This is a genomic window from Gracilibacillus halophilus YIM-C55.5 (assembly GCF_000359605.1).
GTDB lineage: Bacteria > Bacillota > Bacilli > Bacillales > Amphibacillaceae > Gracilibacillus > Gracilibacillus halophilus.
Map to the genome: position 1 here is coordinate 36,810 of NZ_APML01000060.1, position 23,716 is coordinate 60,525.

Annotated in this window: 23 protein-coding genes and 1 riboswitch; of the genes, 10 read left to right on the plus strand and 13 right to left on the minus strand. The window is 37.5% G+C overall.

Translation table 11 applies throughout. The features are described from left to right. Positions 1–5 precede the first annotated feature (5 nt). From J416_RS12160 to J416_RS12180, 5 genes are all read left to right on the plus strand, one after another. Positions 6–2,438, plus strand: coding sequence for a glycoside hydrolase family 3 C-terminal domain-containing protein (locus J416_RS12160; RefSeq protein ID WP_003472599.1), 2,433 nt, complete (start codon positions 6–8; stop codon positions 2,436–2,438). 20 nt (positions 2,439–2,458) lie between these two features. Next, a complete protein-coding gene (locus J416_RS12165) occupies positions 2,459–3,094 on the plus strand; it encodes a hypothetical protein (RefSeq protein WP_003472601.1) in 636 nt (211 codons plus the stop codon). Positions 3,095–3,109: 15 nt separating this feature from the next. After that, entirely contained in the window at positions 3,110–4,126 is a 1,017-nt protein-coding gene (locus tag J416_RS12170) for a glycosyltransferase family 2 protein (RefSeq protein ID WP_003472603.1), read from the plus strand. Between the two features lie 195 nt (positions 4,127–4,321). Beyond that, positions 4,322–6,733: a beta-glucosidase family protein gene (locus J416_RS12175; protein ID WP_003472606.1), complete on the plus strand. Its 2,412-nt coding sequence runs from the start codon at positions 4,322–4,324 to the stop codon at positions 6,731–6,733. A gap of 285 nt (positions 6,734–7,018) precedes the next feature. After that, positions 7,019–7,216 carry a hypothetical protein gene (locus tag J416_RS12180; protein ID WP_156809589.1) on the plus strand — a complete coding sequence of 66 codons (198 nt, stop codon included), beginning with the start codon at positions 7,019–7,021 and terminating at the stop codon, positions 7,214–7,216. Between the two features lie 16 nt (positions 7,217–7,232). Here the strand turns inward: J416_RS12180 and J416_RS12185 are convergent, their stop codons facing one another. The 7 genes from J416_RS12185 to rhaM form a co-directional block, all read right to left on the minus strand. Next, positions 7,233–7,493 (minus strand): type II toxin-antitoxin system RelE/ParE family toxin, encoded by a 261-nt coding sequence (locus J416_RS12185; protein ID WP_003472611.1) that lies wholly within the window; start codon positions 7,491–7,493, stop codon positions 7,233–7,235. A gap of 19 nt (positions 7,494–7,512) precedes the next feature. Then, positions 7,513–7,782 carry a hypothetical protein gene (locus J416_RS12190; RefSeq protein ID WP_003472614.1) on the minus strand — a complete coding sequence of 90 codons (270 nt, stop codon included), beginning with the start codon at positions 7,780–7,782 and terminating at the stop codon, positions 7,513–7,515. A gap of 251 nt (positions 7,783–8,033) precedes the next feature. Beyond that, positions 8,034–9,896 carry a methyl-accepting chemotaxis protein gene (locus J416_RS12195; protein WP_003472617.1) on the minus strand — a complete coding sequence of 621 codons (1,863 nt, stop codon included), beginning with the start codon at positions 9,894–9,896 and terminating at the stop codon, positions 8,034–8,036. Between the two features lie 29 nt (positions 9,897–9,925). Further along, the gene (locus tag J416_RS15825; RefSeq protein WP_156809590.1) at positions 9,926–10,081 is read right to left on the minus strand and encodes a hypothetical protein; all 156 of its coding nucleotides are present in this window, start codon (positions 10,079–10,081) and stop codon (positions 9,926–9,928) included. Between the two features lie 288 nt (positions 10,082–10,369). Further along, positions 10,370–10,708, minus strand: a complete 339-nt coding sequence (locus J416_RS12200; RefSeq protein WP_003472620.1) for a hypothetical protein — start codon at positions 10,706–10,708, stop codon at positions 10,370–10,372. A 545-nt stretch (positions 10,709–11,253) separates the two neighbouring features. Beyond that, complete coding sequence (locus J416_RS12205; RefSeq protein WP_003472623.1) at positions 11,254–11,436, minus strand: hypothetical protein; 183 nt, start codon at positions 11,434–11,436, stop codon at positions 11,254–11,256. A 57-nt stretch (positions 11,437–11,493) separates the two neighbouring features. Continuing rightward, positions 11,494–11,808 (minus strand): L-rhamnose mutarotase, encoded by a 315-nt coding sequence (gene rhaM, locus J416_RS12210; protein WP_003472626.1) that lies wholly within the window; start codon positions 11,806–11,808, stop codon positions 11,494–11,496. Positions 11,809–12,052: 244 nt separating this feature from the next. On the opposite strand from rhaM, the gene J416_RS12215 reads away from it, so the two are divergent. Together J416_RS12215 and J416_RS12220 are read left to right on the plus strand one after the other, a co-directional pair. After that, positions 12,053–13,543: a DUF1538 domain-containing protein gene (locus J416_RS12215; protein WP_003472628.1), complete on the plus strand. Its 1,491-nt coding sequence runs from the start codon at positions 12,053–12,055 to the stop codon at positions 13,541–13,543. Beyond that, entirely contained in the window at positions 13,544–14,215 is a 672-nt protein-coding gene (locus J416_RS12220) for a P-II family nitrogen regulator (protein ID WP_003472630.1), read from the plus strand. 172 nt (positions 14,216–14,387) lie between these two features. Here the strand turns inward: J416_RS12220 and J416_RS12225 are convergent, their stop codons facing one another. From J416_RS12225 to J416_RS12235, 3 genes are read right to left on the minus strand one after another with little or no spacing between them, the layout of a single operon-like run. Further along, a complete protein-coding gene (locus tag J416_RS12225; protein WP_003472631.1) occupies positions 14,388–14,960 on the minus strand; it encodes a histidine phosphatase family protein in 573 nt (190 codons plus the stop codon). 39 nt (positions 14,961–14,999) lie between these two features. Continuing rightward, positions 15,000–15,614 carry a deoxynucleoside kinase gene (locus J416_RS12230; RefSeq protein WP_003472633.1) on the minus strand — a complete coding sequence of 205 codons (615 nt, stop codon included), beginning with the start codon at positions 15,612–15,614 and terminating at the stop codon, positions 15,000–15,002. Between the two features lie 18 nt (positions 15,615–15,632). After that, positions 15,633–18,062 carry a sensor domain-containing protein gene (locus J416_RS12235; protein ID WP_003472636.1) on the minus strand — a complete coding sequence of 810 codons (2,430 nt, stop codon included), beginning with the start codon at positions 18,060–18,062 and terminating at the stop codon, positions 15,633–15,635. Between the two features lie 170 nt (positions 18,063–18,232). Between J416_RS12235 and J416_RS12240 the strand changes: the two genes are divergently transcribed. From J416_RS12240 to J416_RS15835, 3 genes are all read left to right on the plus strand, one after another. After that, positions 18,233–19,120 carry an ABC transporter ATP-binding protein gene (locus tag J416_RS12240; RefSeq protein ID WP_003472640.1) on the plus strand — a complete coding sequence of 296 codons (888 nt, stop codon included), beginning with the start codon at positions 18,233–18,235 and terminating at the stop codon, positions 19,118–19,120. A gap of 24 nt (positions 19,121–19,144) precedes the next feature. Continuing rightward, entirely contained in the window at positions 19,145–19,663 is a 519-nt protein-coding gene (locus tag J416_RS15830; protein WP_156809591.1) for a hypothetical protein, read from the plus strand. Positions 19,664–19,725: 62 nt separating this feature from the next. Next, positions 19,726–20,736 carry an ABC transporter permease gene (locus tag J416_RS15835; protein WP_156809592.1) on the plus strand — a complete coding sequence of 337 codons (1,011 nt, stop codon included), beginning with the start codon at positions 19,726–19,728 and terminating at the stop codon, positions 20,734–20,736. Between the two features lie 41 nt (positions 20,737–20,777). Here J416_RS15835 and J416_RS12250 read toward each other — a convergent pair whose 3' ends face one another. From J416_RS12250 to J416_RS12260, 3 genes are read right to left on the minus strand one after another with little or no spacing between them, the layout of a single operon-like run. Further along, positions 20,778–21,662, minus strand: a complete 885-nt coding sequence (locus tag J416_RS12250; RefSeq protein ID WP_003472642.1) for a MetQ/NlpA family ABC transporter substrate-binding protein — start codon at positions 21,660–21,662, stop codon at positions 20,778–20,780. Between the two features lie 27 nt (positions 21,663–21,689). After that, a complete protein-coding gene (locus J416_RS12255) occupies positions 21,690–22,358 on the minus strand; it encodes a methionine ABC transporter permease (protein ID WP_003472645.1) in 669 nt (222 codons plus the stop codon). Further along, positions 22,348–23,376 carry a methionine ABC transporter ATP-binding protein gene (locus J416_RS12260; RefSeq protein WP_003472651.1) on the minus strand — a complete coding sequence of 343 codons (1,029 nt, stop codon included), beginning with the start codon at positions 23,374–23,376 and terminating at the stop codon, positions 22,348–22,350. Before J416_RS12260 ends, J416_RS12255 begins: the two co-directional genes overlap by 11 nt. Positions 23,377–23,459: 83 nt before the next feature. Next, positions 23,460–23,568, minus strand: a riboswitch (SAM riboswitch). Between the last annotated feature and the right edge of the window lie 148 nt (positions 23,569–23,716).

A 23,716-nucleotide genomic window follows, 5' to 3' on the forward strand; every position in this document is an offset into this window, starting at 1 on the left:
CAACGATGAAACATAAAGAGATTATCAACAAGATGACATTAGAAGAAAAAGCATCTTTAATGTCAGGCAAAGACTTTTGGCAAACACAAAATATTGACCGTTTAGGAATTAATAGCATGTTTCTTGCTGATGGACCACATGGTATAAGGAAACAAGCTGAAGCAGCGGATCACCTAGGGTTAAATGAAAGTATTCCTGCTACATGTTTTCCAACAGCAGCGACAGTTGCCAATAGCTGGAATCCTGATTTAGGTGAGAAGATCGGTGACTATTTAGGGAGAGAAGCCGTAGCTCAAAATGTGAATGTTTTATTGGGGCCTGGGATAAATATGAAGCGAGATCCTTTATGTGGAAGAAACTTTGAATATTTCAGTGAAGATCCTTATCATGCTGGAAAACTAGCTGCTAGTTATATTAGAGGGATTCAATCCCACGGCATATCTGCTTGTGTGAAGCATTTTGCAGCAAACAATCAAGAAGCGCGCCGGATGACAATTGATACAGTAGTCGACGAAAGAACATTGCGCGAAATTTACTTAACAGCCTTTGAAATTGCGATTCAAGAAGGCGAAACCAAGACGGTGATGTCCTCATATAATAAATTAAATGGTGAATACACGAATGAAAACCTTCATTTAATGCAAAGAATTTTGCGAGATGAATGGGGATATAACGGAGTTGTTGTTACTGATTGGGGAGGAAGTAATGATCGAATCTCTGGGCTAATTGCTGGCAATGAACTCGAGATGCCAACTACAGCCGGGGAAACCAATAAGGATATTGTGCAAGCAATAAAAAATGGCACCATAAAAGAAGAAGTATTGGATGTATGTGTCGATCGATTACTAGAATTGATGAAATCGACTGAAGTATCGTTACAAGGTAATCCACAAAATAACTTTGATCAAGATAAACACCATCAAGTAGCGCAACAAGCAGCAGAAGAATCAATCGTGTTGTTGAAAAATGAAGATCATATATTGCCATTACAGAAGGATGTAAAGGTAGCGACAATTGGAGATTTTGCAGAAAATCCACGATATCAAGGGGCAGGTTCTTCGATTGTTAATCCAACAAAACTAGATACGACACTAGAATTTATGAAAGATGTCAATGTACAAAGCATCGGTTATGCGCAAGGATTTGAACGTTACGGTAAACGGAGTAAAAGGAAAATCAAGCATGCTTGTCAATTAGCGAAAAATGCCGATATTGTGTTGTTGTATATGGGATTAGATGAAGCGACGGAAGCAGAAGGTCTTGACCGGCATGACATGAAAATACCTGAGAATCAAATTGAGTTGTTACATGCGCTTTATGAAGTGAATCCAAATATTGTCGTTGTTTTATCTTGTGGTTCGGCAGTTGAAATGCCTTGGATTGATAAAGTCAAAGGACTAGTTCATGGCTATTTAAGCGGACAAGCGGGAGCAAAAGCGATCTTACGAGTGCTAACAGGTGAAGTAAATCCTTCCGGTAAATTGGCTGAGACGTATCCGATTCGTTATCAAGATACACCTGCTTATAACCACTTTCCAGGGGAAGAAGCAAGTGTAGAATATAGAGAAAGCATGTATATTGGCTACCGTTATTATGATACAGCCCATGTAGATGCTCTTTTTCCTTTTGGTTATGGATTAAGTTATACGACGTTTGAGTATAGCGACTTGCAAGTGACTCAACAGGGTGTCACCTTTACTATAACAAACAACGGAGAAGTAGCTGGTAGCGAAGTCGCGCAACTCTATGTTAGTTGCTCATCCGGAGAAATCTTTCGGCCAAGTAAAGAGTTAAAAGGTTTTTCAAAAGTTTTTCTTCAGCCTGGAGAAACAAAAAAAGTTGAGATAGCTTTTGATGATAAAACCTTCCGTTATTTTAATGTAATAACCAATCGATGGGAAGTAGAATCGGCGGAATATATGATTCAAATTGGTGCATCTGTTGAAGATATCCGACTCAAAAACACCATCCATATTGAAGGTTCCCAAGCACCGCAACCTTATCAAAAAAATCAGTTGCCATCCTATTATTCTGGAGAGGTCAACGATGTCAGACAGGAAGAATTTGAACAGTTACTAGGTCGGCGTGTACCGGTTTCCCATTGGGATCGAACGCGACCACTTGGCTACAATGATACGATTGCTCAATGTCAATATGCTAAAGGCGCAATAGCTAGAATTGCGTATCATCTTATCGTGTTTTCACATTGGTTTTTAAGGAAAATAGGAAAACGAAGTACAGCCAATCTTATTATGATGTCAGTTTATCATATGCCGTTTCGAGGCATGGCAAGAATGACAGGTGGCGTCATAAACATGTCGATGCTTGATGGCATTTTGCAAATGGTAAACGGTCAATTTTTCAAAGGTTTGCGTCACTTCTTAAAAGAGAGAAGAAAAATGCGTCAGTCACAAAAGCAAGTTCCAAAAAGTAGCTAATGCGACAAAGGAGAGGTAAAATGAGTAATCAGAAAGCAAATCAAGATAAGTTAGCTTCAGGTCCACTTGGCTTTTGGGCAAGGTACAAGGAGAAACACCCACATTTTGCGCAATTTTTAGTCTTTTTCCTTTTGAGTAATGGGGTAACAGTGCTACAATTATCGTTAATGCCGATTTTTAAGAGTATCTTTGCGCAAACGTCGTTAATTCATATGAATTTTCAGATATGGCAAGTAGGGGAAACATTTGATGGCAGTCCTTACTATATCTTTGATTATATGGCAGGTCCGCTTTCCTCTGGTGGCGGAGGTGGACTTGCTTACTTTTTAGCTGTTCAAATTACGATTGCTATTGCACAGATTATCAACTTCTTTGCCCAAAGAAGTATTACATTTAAGTCAAACAGTAATATATGGAGAGCGGCTTTCTGGTATTTTGTGGCTTATGTCATTATTACAATTGGTGCCGCTGCTGCACAAGGTTTTTATAAAGCGCCGATATATAATCTATTAATGAATACTTGGGAAATGGGATCCTTAGGAGAGACCACAGCCGATGTGATTACAATGATTATTAATAGTGCCATTTCATTCTGGGTATTCTTCCCGATCTTTAAAATCATTTTTAAGCAAGAGCCAGAAAAACAAGCGGAGTAAAGGTTGTGAACATCTATGAAACTATTATCTATCGTTATACCATGTTACAATTCACAAGATTATATGAGGTATTGTATTGAATCACTTTTGCCGGGTGGAGATGAGGTGGAAGTGTTAATCGTCAATGATGGATCTAGTGATCAAACTGCGGAAATAGCCAATATGTATGCCCAAAAGTATCCATATATCGTAAGGGCGATTCATCAAAAAAATGGCGGACATGGGGAAGCGGTGAACACAGGTCTTCGTAATGCATCTGGCTTGTTTTTTAAAGTAGTAGACAGTGATGATTGGGTGGACATTCGTTCGTATGTAAAAATCCTTGATACGATCAGAAATCTGTATGGTAAAGGAAAGTACGTGGATTTGCTTATCAGTAATTTTGTGTATGAAAAAGAAGGAGCAAAATATAAAAAGATTATGAAGTATCAAAATGTCCTTCCTGAAGGAAAAGTTTTTACTTGGGATGAGACGAAAAATTTCCGCAGAGGGCAATACCTTTTAATGCATTCTGTGATGTATCGGACACAATTATTAAAATCATGTGGTTTAGAATTACCGAAGCATACGTTTTACGTGGATAATTTATACGTATATACGCCACTAGCGTATGTTAAAAATATGTACTATGTAAATGTTGACTTTTATCGTTATTTTATTGGAAGAGAAGATCAGTCGGTACAAGAACATATGATGATTAAACGAATTGACCAGCAATTGAAAGTGAATAAACTGATGATTGACGAAGCACAACATAAGTATGTCGAAAATGATCATCTTCGTCACTATTTGCTCCGTCATTTAGAAATCGTAACTGTTGTATCATCCATTTTGTTAATTCGTTCTGGTACAAAAGAAAACATACAAAAGAAAAAAGCCTTAATGCACTACATTAAACATAATGATATTCAGTTATACCGAAACTTAAAATATGGAATTATGGGAAGGCTGATTAATTTACCTGGTAGAATCGGTCGTCAGATCTCCATTGGTGCTTATAAAATTTCTCAAAGATTAGTCGGGTTCAATTAGAAAGAATATCTCGTGGTTGTGCTGTTAATGAAAGTAGGGATTCTATCCGGAGTTCCTGCTTTTTCAACTATAATGAACATTGTTTTATGTGTAATCAGCCGTATTAGCAAATAATGATATTCTATAGTAGAATACATATAGAATAACGAGCATTCGTTTAACATACTTTTTATATTGAATAAACGAGGAATGAACATGAAGTATAACGATATTATCGAAAAAATGACATTAGAAGAAAAGGCGTCATTAATGTCTGGGAAGGATTTTTGGCAGACACAAGAGATTGAACGTCTTGGCATTGATAGTATTTTTCTTGCAGATGGTCCACATGGTATTCGCAGACAAGCAGCAGCAGCGAACAAACCTGGTTTAAACCAAGGGGTTCCTGCCACTTGTTACCCAACAGCCGCTACCGTTGCAAATAGTTGGAATGCTGAATTAGGAGAAAAAGTCGGTGAATTTCTCGGCGAAGAAGCGATTGCCCAAAACGTAAATGTCTTGCTAGGACCAGGGATTAACATGAAAAGAAACCCTTTATGTGGCCGGAATTTTGAATACTTTAGTGAGGATCCTTATCTTACAGGGAAAATGGCGGCTAGTTATATTCGAGGAATACAGTCATATGGGGTGTCTGCTTGTGTGAAACACTTTGCTGTCAATAATCAAGAAGAAAAACGAATGACGATAGACACCATTGTAGATGAAAGAACCATGAGAGAAATTTATTTAACGGCATTTGAAATGGCTGTAAAAGAAGGCCAAACACAATCTATTATGTCATCTTATAATAAATTAAATGGTACATATACAAATGAACATATGCATTTAATGCAGGACATTTTACGTCATGAATGGAACTACACAGGCACTGTGATTACAGACTGGGGTGGTAGTAATGATCGAGTGGCGGGCTTACGAGCTGGCAATGAATTAGAAATGCCCACAACAGCTGGTGAAACAGATCAAGAAATTATTCAAGCCGTTCATAATGGAGAAATAAGTGAGGAAATATTGGATCAATCAGTTGACCGGTTGTTAGATTTGATATATTTCACTGAGACGAAAACAAAGAAGGACCCTCGTCCATTTGATGTTGAGAAACATCATCGTGTATCGCAAAAAGTAGCAGAAGAATCGATTGTTTTGTTGAAAAATGAGAACAATATTTTACCATTAACGTTTGGTAAAAAGGTAGCTGTCATAGGTGATTTTGCTAAGGATGCTCGATACCAAGGTGCTGGTTCTTCTATTGTCAATCCAACGATCCTTGACCATACAATGGAATGTTTTGAAGAGTCTGGAATCATTAGTATTGGCTATGAACCAGGTTTTGAACGTTATGGAAAGAAAAATCAGAAAAAAATTGATAAAGCTTGTGCGCTCGCTGAAAAAGCAGATGCTGTACTGTTATATATTGGATTGGATGAAGTAACAGAAGCAGAAGGACTAGATAGAAAACACATGAACATTCCTGAGAACCAAATAGAATTACTTGATGCCATTTCTGAAGTGAATCAAAATATCATTGGAATCATCTCTTGCGGCTCTGCTGTTGAAATGCCTTGGATAGATAAAGTAAAAGGTCTATTGCATGGATATTTAGGTGGACAAGCAGGGGCAAGAGCCATCTTAAGGGTGTTGTCTGGTGATGTGAATCCTTCAGGAAAATTAGCAGAGACGTATCCAATTCGTTATGAGGATACACCATCAGCTAAGTATTTCCCAGGCAAAGAGAAAACGGTAGAATATCGTGAAGGTATGTACATTGGATACAGGTATTATGATACAGCGAATGTAAATGTAAGGTTTCCTTTTGGTTATGGTCTCAGTTATACGACGTTTGCGTATTCAGATATTGAAGTGTCAAAAGACGCTGTGACTTTTCAGTTAACCAATACTGGACAGAAGGCAGGTATGGAGGTTCCACAGCTCTATGTACGCTGCCAATCTGATCAAATATTTCGACCAACAAAAGAATTGAAAGGTTTTACGAAAGTATTTATCAATGCTGGAGAAACCAAAACGGTTACAATATCATTTGATGATAAAACATTTCGATATTTCAATGTACAAACAAATCAATGGGAAATCGAAACGGCCGAATATGAAATTTTAATTGGTGCTTCTAGTGCGGATATTAAGTTAAATGACACGATTTTTATAGAAGGTACCAATGCTCCTATACCTTATGATAAAGAAAAACTACCATCTTACTATTCAGGCAATATTAAGAATGTCAGCCAAAGAGAGTTTGAATCCTTACTTGGTAGATCCGTACCGTCTCCATATTGGGATCGAACGCAACCGCTTGGTTACAATGATATGATTGCACAATGCCATTATGCAAAAGGGATATTTGGAAAATTATTATATCATTCTATTGTCTTTACACACTGGTTTTTAAGGAAAATTGGCAAAAGAAGCCAGGCGAATTTAATGATGATGTCTGTGTATAATATGCCATTTAGAGGTATTGCTCGTATGACTGGCGGTATCGTCAACATGCCTATGCTAGACGGAATCCTTACCATGGTCAATGGCAACTTCTTTAAAGGAATCTACCATTTAACGAAAGAAAAAGTAAAATTAATGAAGAATGGGACATAGGATATATTCTGTGTCCTATGATGTGTCCAATGAACATAGCATAAAATGAAAGCAAAAAAATAAGCTTGAATCGTTCTAAAGTGTCTTCATAGTTTCAATGAAGGCATTTTTTCTGTATGTAGGTCGATTATAAGTCATCATAGCACGAATGAGAGCAGAAAACATGAGTTTTATCACTAGAAAGTGCTTTCACGTTCGATGTACATAAGAATTTGTTTTATAAAAAGGTGTTTGATGTTCATATATCGAATATATAATGAACCGAATAAAGAAGAGGTGATGCTTATGTTTGTACATAAAGTGGACGACGAATTATCTTTAAAATTAGTGGAACGAGCGGATGCACCAGAGATTTTTAAATTAACTGATCAATGTAGAGAATATTTAAGGAAATGGTTAGTGTGGGTGGATGATATAAGAAGTGCAGACGACACTCAATCGTTTATTTATCAGTCAATGAAGGAGTATGGTGAAAATTCCTGAACGATTAGGATTTTATTTAGTCTTCACCTGGAAAAAGGATAGCTAAAATAACAACATCATTTTCTATCCATTTATAATAAACTCTAAACCTTTTAATCACTATCCTAGTAACACCTTTATATTTGCCGACTTCTTCAGTGTATGTTTTTCCAATTATCCGATTCTTTAATAGATCTTCAGTTTCGATGATAAACTGAGAGATAAAATCAAGAGTCTCTTTTGGTGTAAATCTTTCACTTCTAAACAGAGTAAGTTTTTCTTTAACAGCAGGGTCCAAATAACATTTCGGTCATACATTACATAAAGTCCTTTTTAGACACAGCATTTAATAATTCTGAAGTAGACATACTCCTTTCTGTATCATACTGCTCCTGACTTTCTTTTAGCATTCGTTTAAGTTCGGGATTTTTATCAACTTCAAACTGTATAGATTTTTCATCATCTTCTTCTTGTAAAACAAGTGTAAACTTTCCTTTGCCAGGCATCGAAAATTGGAATACAGAGTTGTCACTATTCATCTTCTCAATATATTTCATAAGCTCTTTTGCAGATTGGATTTTTCCCATACGGATTAATCACCACCAATATCCTTTATCTTATACTATCATAACAATTCATATATGCAATGAATCGAAAATACTTATTTTAGTTGTGCTCGCGTAAATTTAACAAAATCATTCTAACGTTCTTTCACTTATTTTATCATATAAATACGACTTATCCTATTCGTATATAAAAGTAGTTCAATTAAGGGTGCAATTTGCGATCTTGCACTCCAAAATTGAACTACTCATGAATCCTTCTTCGTTTTTTAAAACTAAATGTTGAATTGGCTCATTTCTTCTTGAAGTTGTTGAGCCATTTCGGCTAATGATTCGGAAGCATTAGCTACTTCGTTCATCATTGATAGTTGTTCTTCAGTTGTAGCAGAAACATTATTCGCATGGTCACTTGTGTCATGGGAATAATTCTGTACTTTATCCGAAAGTTCCTTCATTTCTTTCATATCTGCCAGACTTTTTTCCATGTCTGAAGTAATGCTTGTAATTTTCTCAGATAAGTCATAGATAGAAGATGTAATTGTATCGAATGATTCACCAGAACGTTCAACAGATTGAATACCTTCATCAGCAATCGTCTGGCTTTGTTCCATCATTGTAACAGACTCTGATACTTCTTTTTGAACATCTTCAACCATATCATTAATTTGACTAGACGTTTGTCCGGTTTGTTCAGCTAATTTACGTACCTCTTCAGCGACAACGGAGAAACCTTTACCAGCTTCACCAGCACGTGCTGCTTCAATCGCAGCATTTAATGCCAATAAGTTGGTTTGTTCTGTAATTTCCGTAATCATTCTAGACATTTCACCGATTTGATCCGATTTTTTGTCTAAGGAGTAAATTTTGTCTGATGATGATTTGATCTGTTTATTTAATTCATGCATCTTTTCTACGACATCTTTTACATTTTTACTTCCTTGACTTGCTCGGTCTGTAGACTGAGATGCCTCTTGATTCATCATTTTCATAGAGTCAGCCATATCATTCATATTTTCATGCATTTTTTCACTAGACCCTGATAACTGATTGGCAATTTCATTTTGTGATGTTGCATTATTCGCTACTTCTTGAATCGATGTTGCGACTTCTTCAACCGATGAGTTAATTTCCTGTGAACTTGCGGATAGCTGTTCAGATGTTGATGCAACATGTTCTGAATTCTTTGTAATACTTTGTAGCATCTGATGTAAGGAGTTGACAGAGTGGTTATAGTACTGCCCCATCTGTCCAAGTTCATCAGACGATTGAACATCAATTCGGTCGGTTAAATCGCCTTGTGCTAGTCCTTCTAAATAGGTGTTTAATTTCTTAGCGTCCTTAGAAACGGTTCGTCCAATGAAAAAGACGAGAAGCACAATTAGAATAACTAATGCAACACTTGTTATAATCAATTTGTTAAGCAAAGCGGGTAGTGACGCATACAATTCATCAGTTGGTGCAAACATCATTAGTTTCCAACCGACTTTTGGTAATGTTTCGTAATGGACTTCATACTCTGTTCCATCTAGTGATAAAGTTACATCTCCGTTACTATTTTCGTTGATTTGAGAGATGACATTTTCGTTACTAATTTCATCACTTAAGCTAGCGGAGAGAATCTTCTCTTGGTCGGGATGTGATAGAAATGTGCCATCCTTTCCAATTAACGCTGCATACCCCGTGTCTTCTACTTTAATGTCAGCGACTAATGATTGTACGGAATTTAATACGTAATCGCTAGTTAGCACCCCTTGTGTTGTGCCTTCTTGATTCGCAAAAGAAACGGCCGTTGTGATAAATGTTTGATCCAATGTTTCATCATAGTACGGTGTCGTCCAAATAGGCGTATCAGCTTCAATTCCTTGTGTATAATAACCTTGTGAGTGATAGTCGTAAGACGGCTCTTCATAATCTTCGGTGTATTGAAGAGAGTCCTCACCTTTATATACATATGGGCCGAAGTATTCATCGTCTTCATTGTGAGCATACGGTTCGTACCATACGCCTAACCCATAAGTTTCTTCGTTGCTTGGGAGTAACGATTCAAAATAGTCACGATACTGTTGACGATTGTATTGACCGTCTTGAGATTCAAGTAGTGCTTTTGTCGTAACTAGATTTCGTTCATGACGCGTCATTTTCTTGTCGATTTCTTCAATTGTTTGGTTTAGTTTGGCCCCATGCGTTCATTAATTGCATTGTTTAGTTCAGTTGAAGCGTTGTTATAACTAATGAACGTAAGCACACCAAGAAAAACGACAATAATCGGGACAATGATCATGATCTTCCAAAACATTGAGAGATTGCCTAGTATTTTTTTCATATAAAACCTTCCTTTATGTAATTGCAATATTTTTTGAATAAATAAAAAGGCCTACTCTAAAATAACATATTCTACTTTTCATGGAAACAGCTCAACCTTTATATGAAAAAGACTGTAATCGCAAACACCTTTGACATGACAGAAGATCATTAATGATTATATTTTTATGATTTTAAAGAAAAATCGACAAATGTATCTGGGATCATAATCCTTTCCGTCAATGAGAAAAAAGATTAGCAAAAATAATTTGCTAATCTTTTTAAACGACATATAACCTTATTTGTATAGCTAGTAGTAATACGGGTAGCCGTAATTAGGGTAAGACGGATAAAAAAATGGATAAAGGAATAATCCTCTAAATAGATTAAAAGGATATGTTCTTCTGCGATAACGACGATAGCGTCTACCGGGTGCATATCCGAATTGTCGGTTCATCGTGATTTGTTGTTCATCTACATCTTCTGCTACTAATATCGTTACATTTGTTTGATTGATCGAAACGATGATCCCTTCAAACTGTGTCCCGTCATTCAGTTCACCAAGTACGTGGTAATTCATATATTGTTCGCACATCTGTTTAAATTGTTCTGGATGTACCATTTCTTGCTGATGTTGTTGATGATACACGTTCAACACTCTCCTTTCTAACAATTATAGGATATTCACCTAATAGGCAGAATGTGCAAAAAAACAGGCTTTTTATGGATTTACGCTGATCAAAAAAAAGCTGCTGTACTGATTCAATCAGCACAACAGCTTTTATAATTATTTAACAACTTCCACTAATACCAGGTAAGGCTTTAATATCAATGCCATGAGGTGCTTTTCCTGCGCCAGCGTCAAGATGAACCAGACATGTGACAGCATGATATGCGTCAAACAGAAGAAGCAGAAGTAATTATTTGCATAGAAAATGGAGATCATAAAGTTTTTCCGGGAAAACTAGTTTGCGTTATGTGACGATTTCCCGGTAATTTTGATATTACAAGGAAATCGACATGAAATAATCAATAGATTTCCCAGTAATTCATATTTTACTGGGAAATCTCCTCCTCAGTCATTACGGATTTCCCAGTTATTACACGGATTACCGGGAAATGTTCTCTCTGTAATAGAACATTTCCTAGTAATCGTTAAAATGTTATCAACTCTCATGTCTCTCATTTGTATGGTTATGAGAAAAAGTATTGTAAAATCATTCCGAAGATAATCAGGATAGAGAAACTGCCGAATAAAACCATGCCTAGTACACGAATAGCGCGAGGCAAGCGACCACCAGTTGACGTGACACTCCCAGTAATTTTTTGCTGATGATCGATAACGTCATTAAATGGTTTATCGTGTCCTTGTTTCACAATAATAGTCCTCCATTGAATCTGTTCTTACTCCTCATGATAACAGCTACGGTATCACTAATCCATATGAAAGACTTCGTTTAAGTTAACGGTCACGGGACTGTTATCTGAATTCGTTTCCATAAGTGGTTCCATATAACGCCACCATTTTTGGTTAACCTCAGTCTGAGCCAATTGTTCCCATGTTTTTTCATTTTCAATTTCAACATAAGCGAATAACATACTTGTCGATGGATCTAAAAAAATGGAGTAATTCTTTGCACCATGATGGCGTAATGCTGTAACTAATTCAGGCCAGATATCGCGATGCTTTTGTTCGTATTCTTCATGTTTGTCAGGATATACTTTCATAACAAAGGCTTTACGAATCATCATTGATCCTCCTTCCACTTGTAAATAGCGCTTACATAATTATCATAAATATTTCCAATCCATTCGTCAATCATAAATGAAACAGTATTTAGGCTAGACTGCCTTTGCGTCTTACTGTATTGAGAAAGAGTCGCTATGTTATAATGATAAATAACAGTTTATATCTCCATCATTCGCCTCATTCTATTAATGGAAATCCTACATGTTGAACAGAATATAATTAGAGACAACGGAAGAGAGGAATGTGACGAAATTGAATATTTTATTCTCCAAGCTTCTGGAAGTATTGATGGCTGTCCTTCCGATTACCATCATTGTCCTTTTTTTGAATTTTACGCTTACTTCACTTGATACCATTTTAATTGTCCGCTTTTTAATAGGTGCAGCTAGTATTGTTTTAGGGCTCGGTATCTTTCTGTATGGTGTTGATATCGGCATTACACCAATTGGGAATCGAATGGGAAAGGCAATAGCAAAATCAAATCGATTATCAATTGTGATTATCGCTGGTTTGATTTTAGGTTTTATTATTACAATTGCAGAACCAGACTTACATATTCTTGCTGGTCAAGTGGATAGTGTGACAGGTGGCGATCTGTCTAAATTATCGATCGTTATTGTGGTTGCGATTGGCATTGCAATCCTTTTATCACTAGGTCTAGTCCGTATTGTTTACAGTATACCACTATATAAAATCTTGATTATGTTATATAGCGTCATTTTTCTTATTGCGATATTTACACCTCCTGATTATCTTGCTATATCATTTGATGCATCTGGTGCGACTACTGGTGCAATGGCCGTTCCGTTTATACTCGCTTTGTCTGTCGGTATTTCAACATTAAAGAAAGATAGTAAGGCTTCAGAAAAGGATAGTTTCGGTCTCGTTGCGATTGCGTCGACGGGAGCCATTATCACTGTGATGTTAATGAGTATGTTCTCTCAAACAGATGGTTTAACCGGAAGTATGAAGCAAGCACATACAACGGGTGATGCCGTTATGAGCCCGTTCCTTCACGAATTACTGCCCATATCACAAGAAGTCTTACTCGCGTTATGCCCAATTATTTTCATCTTTTTGCTTTTTCAAAAAATATCCTTTAAGCTATCTAAGAGAACCTTTCAAAGGATACTATTTGGTTTAGTATTTACCTTTATTGGCTTAGTGCTATTTCTCGTTGGTGTCAATGCTGGCTTTATGGAATTAGGCAGTCAATTAGGTTCGAGTATTGCTTCAATGGAAAATAAACTATTTGTGGTTACCGTTGGCTTCTGTTTAGGTGTAGTTACGATATTAGCAGAGCCAGCTGTCTATGTTTTAACACATCAAATCGAAGACGTTACCAGCGGTTATGTGAAACGTAAAGTTGTCTTATTTACACTAGCCATTGGTGTCGGTATAGCGATTGCTTTATCGATGATTCGGATCTTAATTCCTGAACTGCAATTATGGCATTATTTATTGCCAGGATATGCAATTGCTGTGGGACTCACGTTTTTCGCACCAAAATTGTTTGTCGGTATCGGCTTTGACTCGGGCGGTGTGGCTTCGGGACCGATGACAGCTACATTTGTATTGGCGTTCACGCATGGAGCAGCAGATGCGACTGAAGGTGCTAGTATAATCGTAGATGGATTTGGTATGATCGCGATGGTCGCTTTGACACCACTGATTACGTTGCAATTGTTAGGGTTGTTATATCGGGCGAAGTCGAAAAAAGGAGGTTTGGAATAGATGGAGGATATGTCTCAGCATGACCTTGTATGTGTAGTCGTTAAATTTGGATTAGGCAGTAAAGTGATAAAGGCCGCCAAGAAAAAAGGTGTTTCAGGTGGAACGATCTTTATCGGTCGGGGAACAGTGAGTAATCGAATTCTCAATTTACTTGGTGTATCCGATATACGCAAAGAAATTGTGTTTATGATAACGGACAAACGAAGGACAACTCGTGTATTACATCATTTAAATAACGTATTTCATTTTGATAAACGGAATCATGGGATTGTTTTTACAACATCTATTTCAAGCCTCTTAGGAACAAGGAGCTGTACGGTGCAGTATGACGAAAAATCTACAGATGAAGAAAGTGGTGAGGATCAAACCATGTATCAAAATATTAGTGTAATCGTGGACAGAGGAAATGCTGAAGATGTCATCGATGCGGCGATGAAAGCTGGTTCAAAGGGTGGCACAATCATGAACGCAAGGGGATCTGGTGTCCATGAAACGGGTAAGTTATTCTCAATGAATATTGAACCCGAAAAAGAATTAGTCATGATTCTTTCTGAAGAAGATAAAACAGATGATATCGTTCGTTCGATTAGAAATGAATTAAACATTGATGAGCCAGGGAAAGGAATCATATTTGTTCAAGAAGTGAGCCAGACGATGGGGATTTATGAATAATTTCGTTTCGTAAGCATTTATCATGCAAACAGAACTGAAGAAATCGACTGTTTGCATGAATAATGAGTATATGATGCAAACATGAAGCGTGCTATTCCCTGTTTGCATCATACAGCTTCGATTCCCTTCAAACAGCGGTGATCGAGGTTGTTGTCTGAAGGAAAAAATCAAGTTACTCTGACAGATGGTCGACTTGGTTAAAGTTTCTTACTTCCCATTGATTACTGTGAAAAGCGATGTTACTGATACAAGCATTAAGCAATTTTGTATGACCTGCATTCATTTCACTCGTTGTAAATTCACGCAGAATGGTGCCAATTACTGCACCGTGTGCGACGAGAAGGACTTTTTGACCGTGGTACCGTTGATTGATTTTACTGATACCAGATAATACCCGTTTGCGAAATGTGGCCCGATCTTCTTGATTAGGTATGGGTGCATCTTTATACTTTTGATTTTTCTTCTCTATCGTCATCCCCTCAGCATCACCAAAGCTACGTTCTTTACATTCATCTAGCTCAGTTAATGGCACTTGTAATGATTGATTGATGATATCCGCGGTTTTTCGGGCCCGTTGCAATGGGCTTGTTACGATTACATCCCAAGCAGCGTCTTTCAGATAATTAGCGCACGCTTGAGCTTGACGTATGCCTCGATCATTTAACGGTATATCAGTCATTCCTTGCAGTCGTTCAGCGACATTCCAATCCGTTTCCCCATGCCTTACTAGACAAATCGTAGTCATTTATCAGTTCTCCCTTTCATCATTTAGCTAATCTTTTCTCTATCTTTTGTAAAATTGATCGATCGATTGAGGGTCTTCTGTAAGATCATATTCATTAATATCAATTCGTAATACTGGACATGCATCGAAATTCTCAATCCATTCTTGGTATCTCTCGTACATTTCTCTCCAGTAACTAGTTGCTGTATGTACTTCCATGTCTCGACCGCGTTGTTTAATTCTTGCCAAAATATCATCAAACGAACCATCCAAAAAGATTAATAAATCTGGATGATAAAAGTAAGGTGTCATCACCATCGACTCAAACAACTGATAATAAGTGTGATAGTCGGTCGGTGTCATTGTACCTTTATCGTAGTGCATTCGTGCAAAAATATCATGGTCTTCATAAATGGAGCGGTCTTGCACATAGCCACCGCCAGCTTCTGCGATTTGTTGCTGCTTTTTAAAACGCTGGCCTAAAAAATAAACTTGCAAGTGAAAACTCCAACGCTCGAAATCTTGATAAAATTTCTCTAAGTAGGGGTTCGTATCCACTTCTTCGAGCGAAGTTTTAAACTGGAGCGCTTTTGCTAACGTTTTTGTCATCGTTGTTTTTCCGACACCGACTGTTCCAGATACGGTGATGATGCTGTCTTTTGGTATATGATACATAAGAAGAGATAGCTCCTTTTATTCTGATTCCTGTGTTAGCCATTCGTAAAAGGCTTCATGCGTTAATGGTTTGCTAAAATAATAACCTTGTAGTATATCACAATGGTGTTGACGTAAATAGGTGACATGTTCTTTTGTTTCGACACCTTCAGCAACAATTTGCATGTCTAAGTTATGTCCTAACATAATGATCGTATCCACAATATCTTGATTATCTTTATCAATAATAATATCACGGATAAATGATTGGTCGATTTTTAGATAGTCGATTGGAAATCTCTTTAGATGGCTAAGTGAACTATACCCAGTACCAAAGTCATCCATCGAAATTTTGACTCCAATTTGTTTCAAATCACGCAAAATGGACAGTGCGGCTTCAGCATCCATCGTCATTGTCTCAGTAATTTCAAGTTCTACATACATGGGATCGATTTGTGTCTCATGAATAATTTGTTCGACCGTTGTCACTAGGTCTGATTGGTGAAATTGCCGCATCGATAGGTTGACGGATACTGTGATAGACGAATATCCATTGGCATGCCATTCTTTCAATTGGCGGCAGGCTTCATATAGAACCCATTTGCCAATCGGAATAATTAAACCACTTTCTTCAGCTAATCGAATAAACTCGCCTGGTGAGATTAAGCCATGTTCGCGATTATTCCACCGGATCAAGGCTTCGACACCGATGACTTCCTCAGTGTTTCCACTAACTTTTGGTTGATAAAATAACTGAAATTCATTCCTTTCGAGCGCCTTTCGTAATAATGTTTCTAATTCAATATTTCCATAAATTTGATAACCTAATGATTCTTGATACATCTGATACATATTTTTTCCTGACCGTTTGGCATGATACATCGCATTATCTGCTTTTTTTACTAAAGATTGCCTAGAGTCTCCGTCATGTGGAAACATGCTGATACCGATGCTTACAGTGGTTACAATGTCCAATCCTCTTATCTCATATGGTTGTGATAATTGATCCATTAATGACTGAGCGAGTAGATTTGTTTTCTCATCATTAGTCTCTTCTTGAAGAATGATAAATTCATCTCCGCCAAAGCGAAACACTGTTTCCGTAGCAGTCAGTTGTTGTTGTAGTCGATTCGCTACTTTTTTTAGTAAAAGATCACCATATTCGTGTCCCAATGAATCATTTACGTTTTTAAAGCGATCGAGATCTAAAAAGAATAAGGCGAATTGGTTATCGTTTAACTTTGATTGTTCGATTAATGCTTGCAGTTGAAATTGAAAATGATGTTGATTCGGTAATTCTGTTAAATAGTCATGATAAGCCATATAATTTAATTGATCTTCTAAATGCTGGTTTTCGGTTATATCTTTTCCGATACAGTGTACCCCCGTTACTTTTCTGTTAATAACAATGGGGATCACAGTAACATGTAAATACACTCGTTGCTTATTTTTATGAAACATACATGTCTTATATTGAATCGGGTGACCACGTAGTACTTTTCGATATTGTTGATACGTGTATGATTGCATTTCTGGAACGATGTGAGGAAGAAATGGTGTGTGAAGTAATTCCTCAGCTTTGTATCCCATAAGTGCTTCCGTTGCTTGGTTTAAATATAGAAAATTTCCTTCTAGGTCGAGAGTAAGCACTGCATCAATATTGTTCTCAAAAAGAGAGCGATATCGTTGTTCGCTAGTTTCCAATTGTTGTTTGACTTGCTTTTGTTCCGTGATATCTCGTGCAATACCAATAACACCCGTGATTTCTTCATCGATAATGACAGGAACGGCTGTTACATCCATCTCAATGATTTCATTCGCCTTATTGTAAATTTTTAATTCTAATTGTACGATTTCATTTTTGAGCACTTGTTTGAATTTTTCTTTAGCACGGGATATGTCAGTGTCATGAATCAAGTCAATATACCGTTTCGTTATCAATTCTTGCTTGGAGTATTGTAATATAGCTTCGTTTGCTGGATTAATATTCGTAAAAAAACCTTCCGTATTCAACATAAAAATTAAATCAGGATTGAAATGAAACAGGGATTCCAATTGTTGATTGGTATAGGCTAAAACGTTTTCGGTTTGGCGTTTATCTGAAATATCCTGAAACAATGCGATCATATAATCCTCATCTGCAAATGAAACGACTTGAAGTTTGACGCGTACGGGTATCTGTTGGTGGTCTTTCGTCAGATGTACCGCTTCAAATTGCATCGACTGTTGTTCGCGTAAATATTGATGATCAATCGTCATTTTCTGAAGAAACGCATCTTCTATGATGTCGAAAGGACTGATATGGATCAGTTCATCCCTTGTATAACCCGTATGTTCAGTGGCGCGTTCATTCACATCAACGATTTCTTGTGATCCATCGTGATGAATTTTTATAATGAAGATAGGATCAGGCATCTGTTTAAAAAAATGATAAAAGGATGGTTGCGAATCATTTGATAGTTGATTCATGTTGTTCCTCCTGAATAGATTCAAATCTTATGTAAGCTAATACCTTTTAACCTATTATAGCAGAAAAATAAATATTGCGAATATACATAGTTTCTTTTGTTGGGTATTGATTTTTCGCATAATGGTGCATATGCTTAGCATAACATAATGTTATTATGAGGAGGGCTTCCATGAATGTCATTCATACAGAGAATGTAACGAAACGATTTGGTTCATTTACGGCATTACAAGGTGTCGATTTAGAAGTGAAACAAGGCGAAGTGTACGGTTTTATCGGACCTAATGGCGCCGGTAAATCAACCACTCTTCGGATATTACTAGGAATTTTACAGCGTTCGTCAGGTAAAGCGACGATTTTTGGAAAAGACGTATGGAAAGAAGCGGTAGCCATTCACCAACGTATTGCTTATGTCCCTGGTGATATTCAATTATGGGAAAATCTAACTGGGGGAGAAGTGATTGATGTTTTTCTACAATTACATGGAAATATGAATCGAAAGAAACGTGATGATTATATTCAGCGATTCCAACTAGACCCGACGAAAAAATGCGGTACATATTCAAAAGGGAATCGGCAAAAAGTCGCTTTAGTGGCAGCTTTAGCTTCAGATGCGGATTTATATATTTTTGATGAACCGACATCAGGTCTTGATCCATTAATGGAGAGAACATTTCAAGAAGCGGTAGAAGAATTAAAGCAAAAAGGGAAGACGGTTTTATTATCGAGTCACATTCTTTCTGAAGTCGAACAACTTTGTGATCGAATTGGTATTATTAAAGATGGCGAAATCATTGAGACAGGTACTTTAGAGGAATTAAGACATTTAACGCGAACCAACTTAGTTATCAAAACAAGAGATCCGATTGCAGATTTACATGATTGGACGGGTGTATATGAGGCAGAAGAAAATGGAGGAGAATGGACGTTTCAAGTCGATCAGAAACAAATGGCTACTGTGATGGAGGCGTTGAGTCGTTATCAAATTATAAAATTGGAAAGCATTCCACCCACATTAGAAGATTTATTTATCCGCCATTATGAGAATCAACAAAGATAAGACGATAGAAAGGATGAATGGCTGATGTTTTTTCAATATAAGCAAATGCTCGCTTTCCAGTGGCGCCTCAATCGTTTTCGTTTCTTAGTGTGGTCAGTTGCGCTTGTTTTTGTAACTGTAGTCACAGCATCGGCATTTACTGGGCTTTATCAGTCAGATGCTGAGCGACAAGCTGCCGCAGAAACGATGAAAAATCCAGCAATGATCGCCATGATTGGACCAGGGTATGGTGTTGATAACTATACAAATGGGGCAATGATGGCTCATGAAATGTTCCTTTTTACAGCAATGGTTTTTGCCATCATGAGTATTTTATTTGTGAGTAAACATACAAGAGCAGAAGAGGAAGACGGGAGAAATGAATGGCTACGCTCATTACCAGTTGGTCGTTTAGCGCCATTAACAGCTACAGTGATACTTGTGAGTGCATTGAATATTATAGTCGGTGTATTGATTGGTGGTAGCTTGTCTGTCGCCAATATTGAAGGAATTCCTGTAGAAGGCTCGATTTTATATGGGGTTTCATTAGCAGTGACTGGCTAATCTTTACTGGATGTACTGCGATTTTCGCCCAATTGAGTGAAACGAGCCGGGGCACATTAGGAATGTCGATTGGGTGGCTGATACTGCTATATATCATCCGCGCAATTGGTGATGTCGCGAGTGAGCCGTTAAGTTTAATGTCACCATTAGGGCTGATATTAAGGACAGAAGTATATGTGAACAATCAGTGGTGGCCAGTGCTTGTAGGGGTGTTATTGTTTGTTATAACGGTGTTCGTTGCATTTTATTTGCATCAAAGACGAGATATGGGAGCTGGATTACTACCATCAAAACAAGGGAGAAGAACGGCATCGCGTTTCCTTTGTTCACCTTTAGGCTTAACGTTACGAATGATGCGGACAATGATTATTGCTTGGTCAGTCGGTATGTTCTTGTTAGGTATCTCCTATGGATCCATTTTTGGCGATTTAGAAAGTTTTATTAAAAATAATGACATGATTCAGCAAATCATCGCGAGTCATCCAGATTATTCAGTTACCGAACAATTTATCACTCAGTTGATGGTCATACTGGCAATTATTGCAACGATACCGGCAGTCACGTCCTTTTTAAACATTCGTAGCGAAGAGAAGAAGGAAAGACTAGAACATTTATATACGAAAAACGTTTCACGAATACGCTTATTCTTCGTGTATGTCGGCATAGGATGTGTAGTCGGTCCGTTGGCTTTATTGTTATCGGTGATTGGCTTATGGTTAAGTTCTATGATGGTTATGGCTGATCCACTCTCTTTTTCGATCTTTATGAAAGCGGGTATGGTTTATGTGCCAGCGATCTGGGTCGTTCTTGTCATTGCGAGTCTCTTATTCGCATTTGTTCCTAAATGGACATCAATCGTGTGGGTATATGTCGTGTTTTCATTTATTACTGTATATCTCGGTGATCTCATTGATATACCAGAGTGGTTAGTCAATGTTTCGAGTTATTCGCATATTCCTCAATTACCCGTGGAAAATGTGACGTGGCTTTCACTTGTTGTATTGATTATCGTTTGGGCGATAGGCACGTGGATCAGTATGGCCAAATATCGTTATAGAGATCATGTAGGGTAAACGTAAAAAGCTGGCGTTTGTGAAACGCCAGCTTGTTTCGTTTATTCGGAGACAGGTACTATAGCACCGTCATATTCTTCTTCCATAAAGGTTTGGATTTCTTCAGATCTTAAAACATCGACGAGCGTATGCAATGCTTCATTATCTTTATCTTCACTGCGAGCAGCGATTACGTTAGCATATGGTGAATCAGAACTTTCCACAATTAAAGCATCTTCGCTTGGTACAAGACCTGCTTCAATCGCATAATTGGTATTAATCGCAACAATTGCATTTGCTTCACGCTCATAAAATTGTGGTAATAAACCAGCATCTATACTTGCATCAAATTGAAGATCCCGTGGGTTCTCGACAATATCTTCGATCGTTGCATCAACTGGGTCAACATCCTCATCGATCTTAACTAATTCTTCTTGTTGTAACAGCGATAATATACGGCCGTGATCGGAAACAGAACGGCTCATAATTACAGTTGTACCTTCTTCAACCTTATCTAAACTATCAATATTTTTTGAATAAATGCCCATTGGTTCAATGTGAATGCCACCTAAGTTCGCAAAATCGAAATCTTTTTCTTCCATTTGTTGTTCTAAATAAGGCGTATGTTGAAAGTAGTTCGCATCGATGACACCATTAGCTAAATCTTCATTCGGTAGTACAAACTCTTGGTATTCCTCAATCTTGATTTCTATTCCTTTTTCTTTTAATAACGGTCGTGCTTCTTCCAATATTTCAGCGTGAGGAACACTCATTGCACCAATGGTAATTGATGTCGTTTCCTCATTTTCAGAACCAGTTTCTTCTTCGTTTCCTTCTGCTGAACCATTTGCGTTATCAGCACTATCTCCTTCATTGTTTGCTGTGCCACATGCTACTAGACCAAAGAGAAACAGTGTAGCAAGTAATAGTGTAAGTAATTTTTTCATAATAGATCTCCCTTTCTGTATAAGTTTTTATCTTTTATCTATCGCTTTGGATAGTTGATCCCCAATGAATTGGAAAATAAACACAATAACAACAATTAAGATTGTACAGGCAACTACGACATCAAAATCCCAGCGCTGGAATCCTTTTAAATATGCGAGATCGCCTAAACCGCCTGCGCCAATGACACCAGCCATTGCGGTGTAACTAATTAAGTTAATGGCAGTTACGGTAATTCCAGAAATTAAAGCTGGCATTGATTCAGGTAGTAATACTTTAAAAATAATCGTGTGTCCTTTTGCTCCCATTGCTTTGGCAGCTTCGATGACTCCTTTATCAACTTCTTTCAAGGCAATTTCAACTAAGCGAGCATAGAATGGTGAAGCGCCAATAATTAATGCTGGCAGGGCAGCCTCCCATCCACGAATAGTACCAATGATAAATTCGGTAAAAGGGAACAATAATAAAATTAAAATAATAAATGGTATCGCACGAAATATGTTTACAACCGTAGCGGTAATCATATTAATTGTACGGTTTTGCCAAAGGTTGCCACGATCGGTTAAATATAAGAGTAATCCGAGCATTATGCCAAACACTAATGTGCCAGCAACTGAAATGGTTGTCATATAAAGTGTTTCCTTTGTTGCGATCCATAAATCTTCAATGACGACATTTGGAAATAATTCATTCCACATCATGTAACACCTCGACTTCGACACCAGCATTTTCGATAAACGAAATAGCCTCTTTTAAGACAGATTCTTTCCCATTGATTTCGACAAATAGTGTGCCATAAGCACCTTCTTGAGTTGGCGCAATGGATCCTTGCAGTATATTAACGTCAATATCGAACTGCTTGATGACTTGGCTGATTAATGCTTGTTTGGCATGGTTACCGACGAAGTGAAGTTTAATTACTTCGCTTGTGCTGTCCTCGTTAATAAATGAAGAAAGTCTATCTTTCTCGTATTCTAATGGATTGAGTTGTTGAACAAAGCGTCTCGTTGTCTCTGATTGTGGTTTCACAAATACGTCTAAGACATCACCGGTTTCAACTACTCTTCCGTTTTCCATTACAGCGACACGGTTACATATTTTCTGAATGACGTGCATTTCATGTGTAATTAGGATAATGGTTAATCCTAACTTTTTATTAATCGAGACAAGCAATTCTAAGATATCGTCCGTTGTCTCAGGGTCAAGTGCTGAGGTGGCCTCATCACATAAGAGTACTTCTGGATCATTAGCTAATGCTCTGGCGATACCAACACGCTGCTTTTGACCACCACTGAGTTGAGATGGATAAGCATTTTCTCTGCCAGATAGACCGACTAATTCGATGAGTTCTAGCACTTTAACTTTTCGTTCTGTTCGTGGTACGCCAGCGATCTCTAATGGAAAAGCGATGTTTTCATACACGGTTCGAGACCAGAGTAGATTAAAGTGTTGAAAAATCATCCCTATTTTTTGCCGTTTTTTCCGGAGTTGATGATTCGACATCTTCGTTATATCCTCATTATGAATGGATACGTCTCCATCTGTTGGTTCCTCAAGTCGGTTGATTAGTCGGACAAATGTACTTTTCCCAGCACCACTATAACCAATGACACCGAAGATCTCGCCTTTATTTATGTCTAAAGAAACATCATCAACAGCTTGAATCTGTTGCTGTTTTAATTGGAACAACTTGGATAAGTTTTTGATACTAATCATATGCGGACTCCTTTCAAGGCTTCCATAATAAAAATCCTTTCTGCATAAGAGGACAGAAAGGATGATATGGCACACGATTCGTCCTCTTATCTTTCAAAACAGTGATGACTGCTTTGATGGAATTAGCACCTATCAGAAACTGACGGTTGCCGGGCTTCATAGGGCCGTTCCCTCCACCACTCTGGATAAGAGTTTTATACTATTTTTTAATGACTAAGAGAAATCATAGCATTTTGGTAAGGATTCGTCAATAGGTTTAGATATAGTTAAAAAATTGTGACTTTTCAGATATTATTTATTATTCTACTACGATAGTGTTAAAAGCGAATGAAGACAGAAA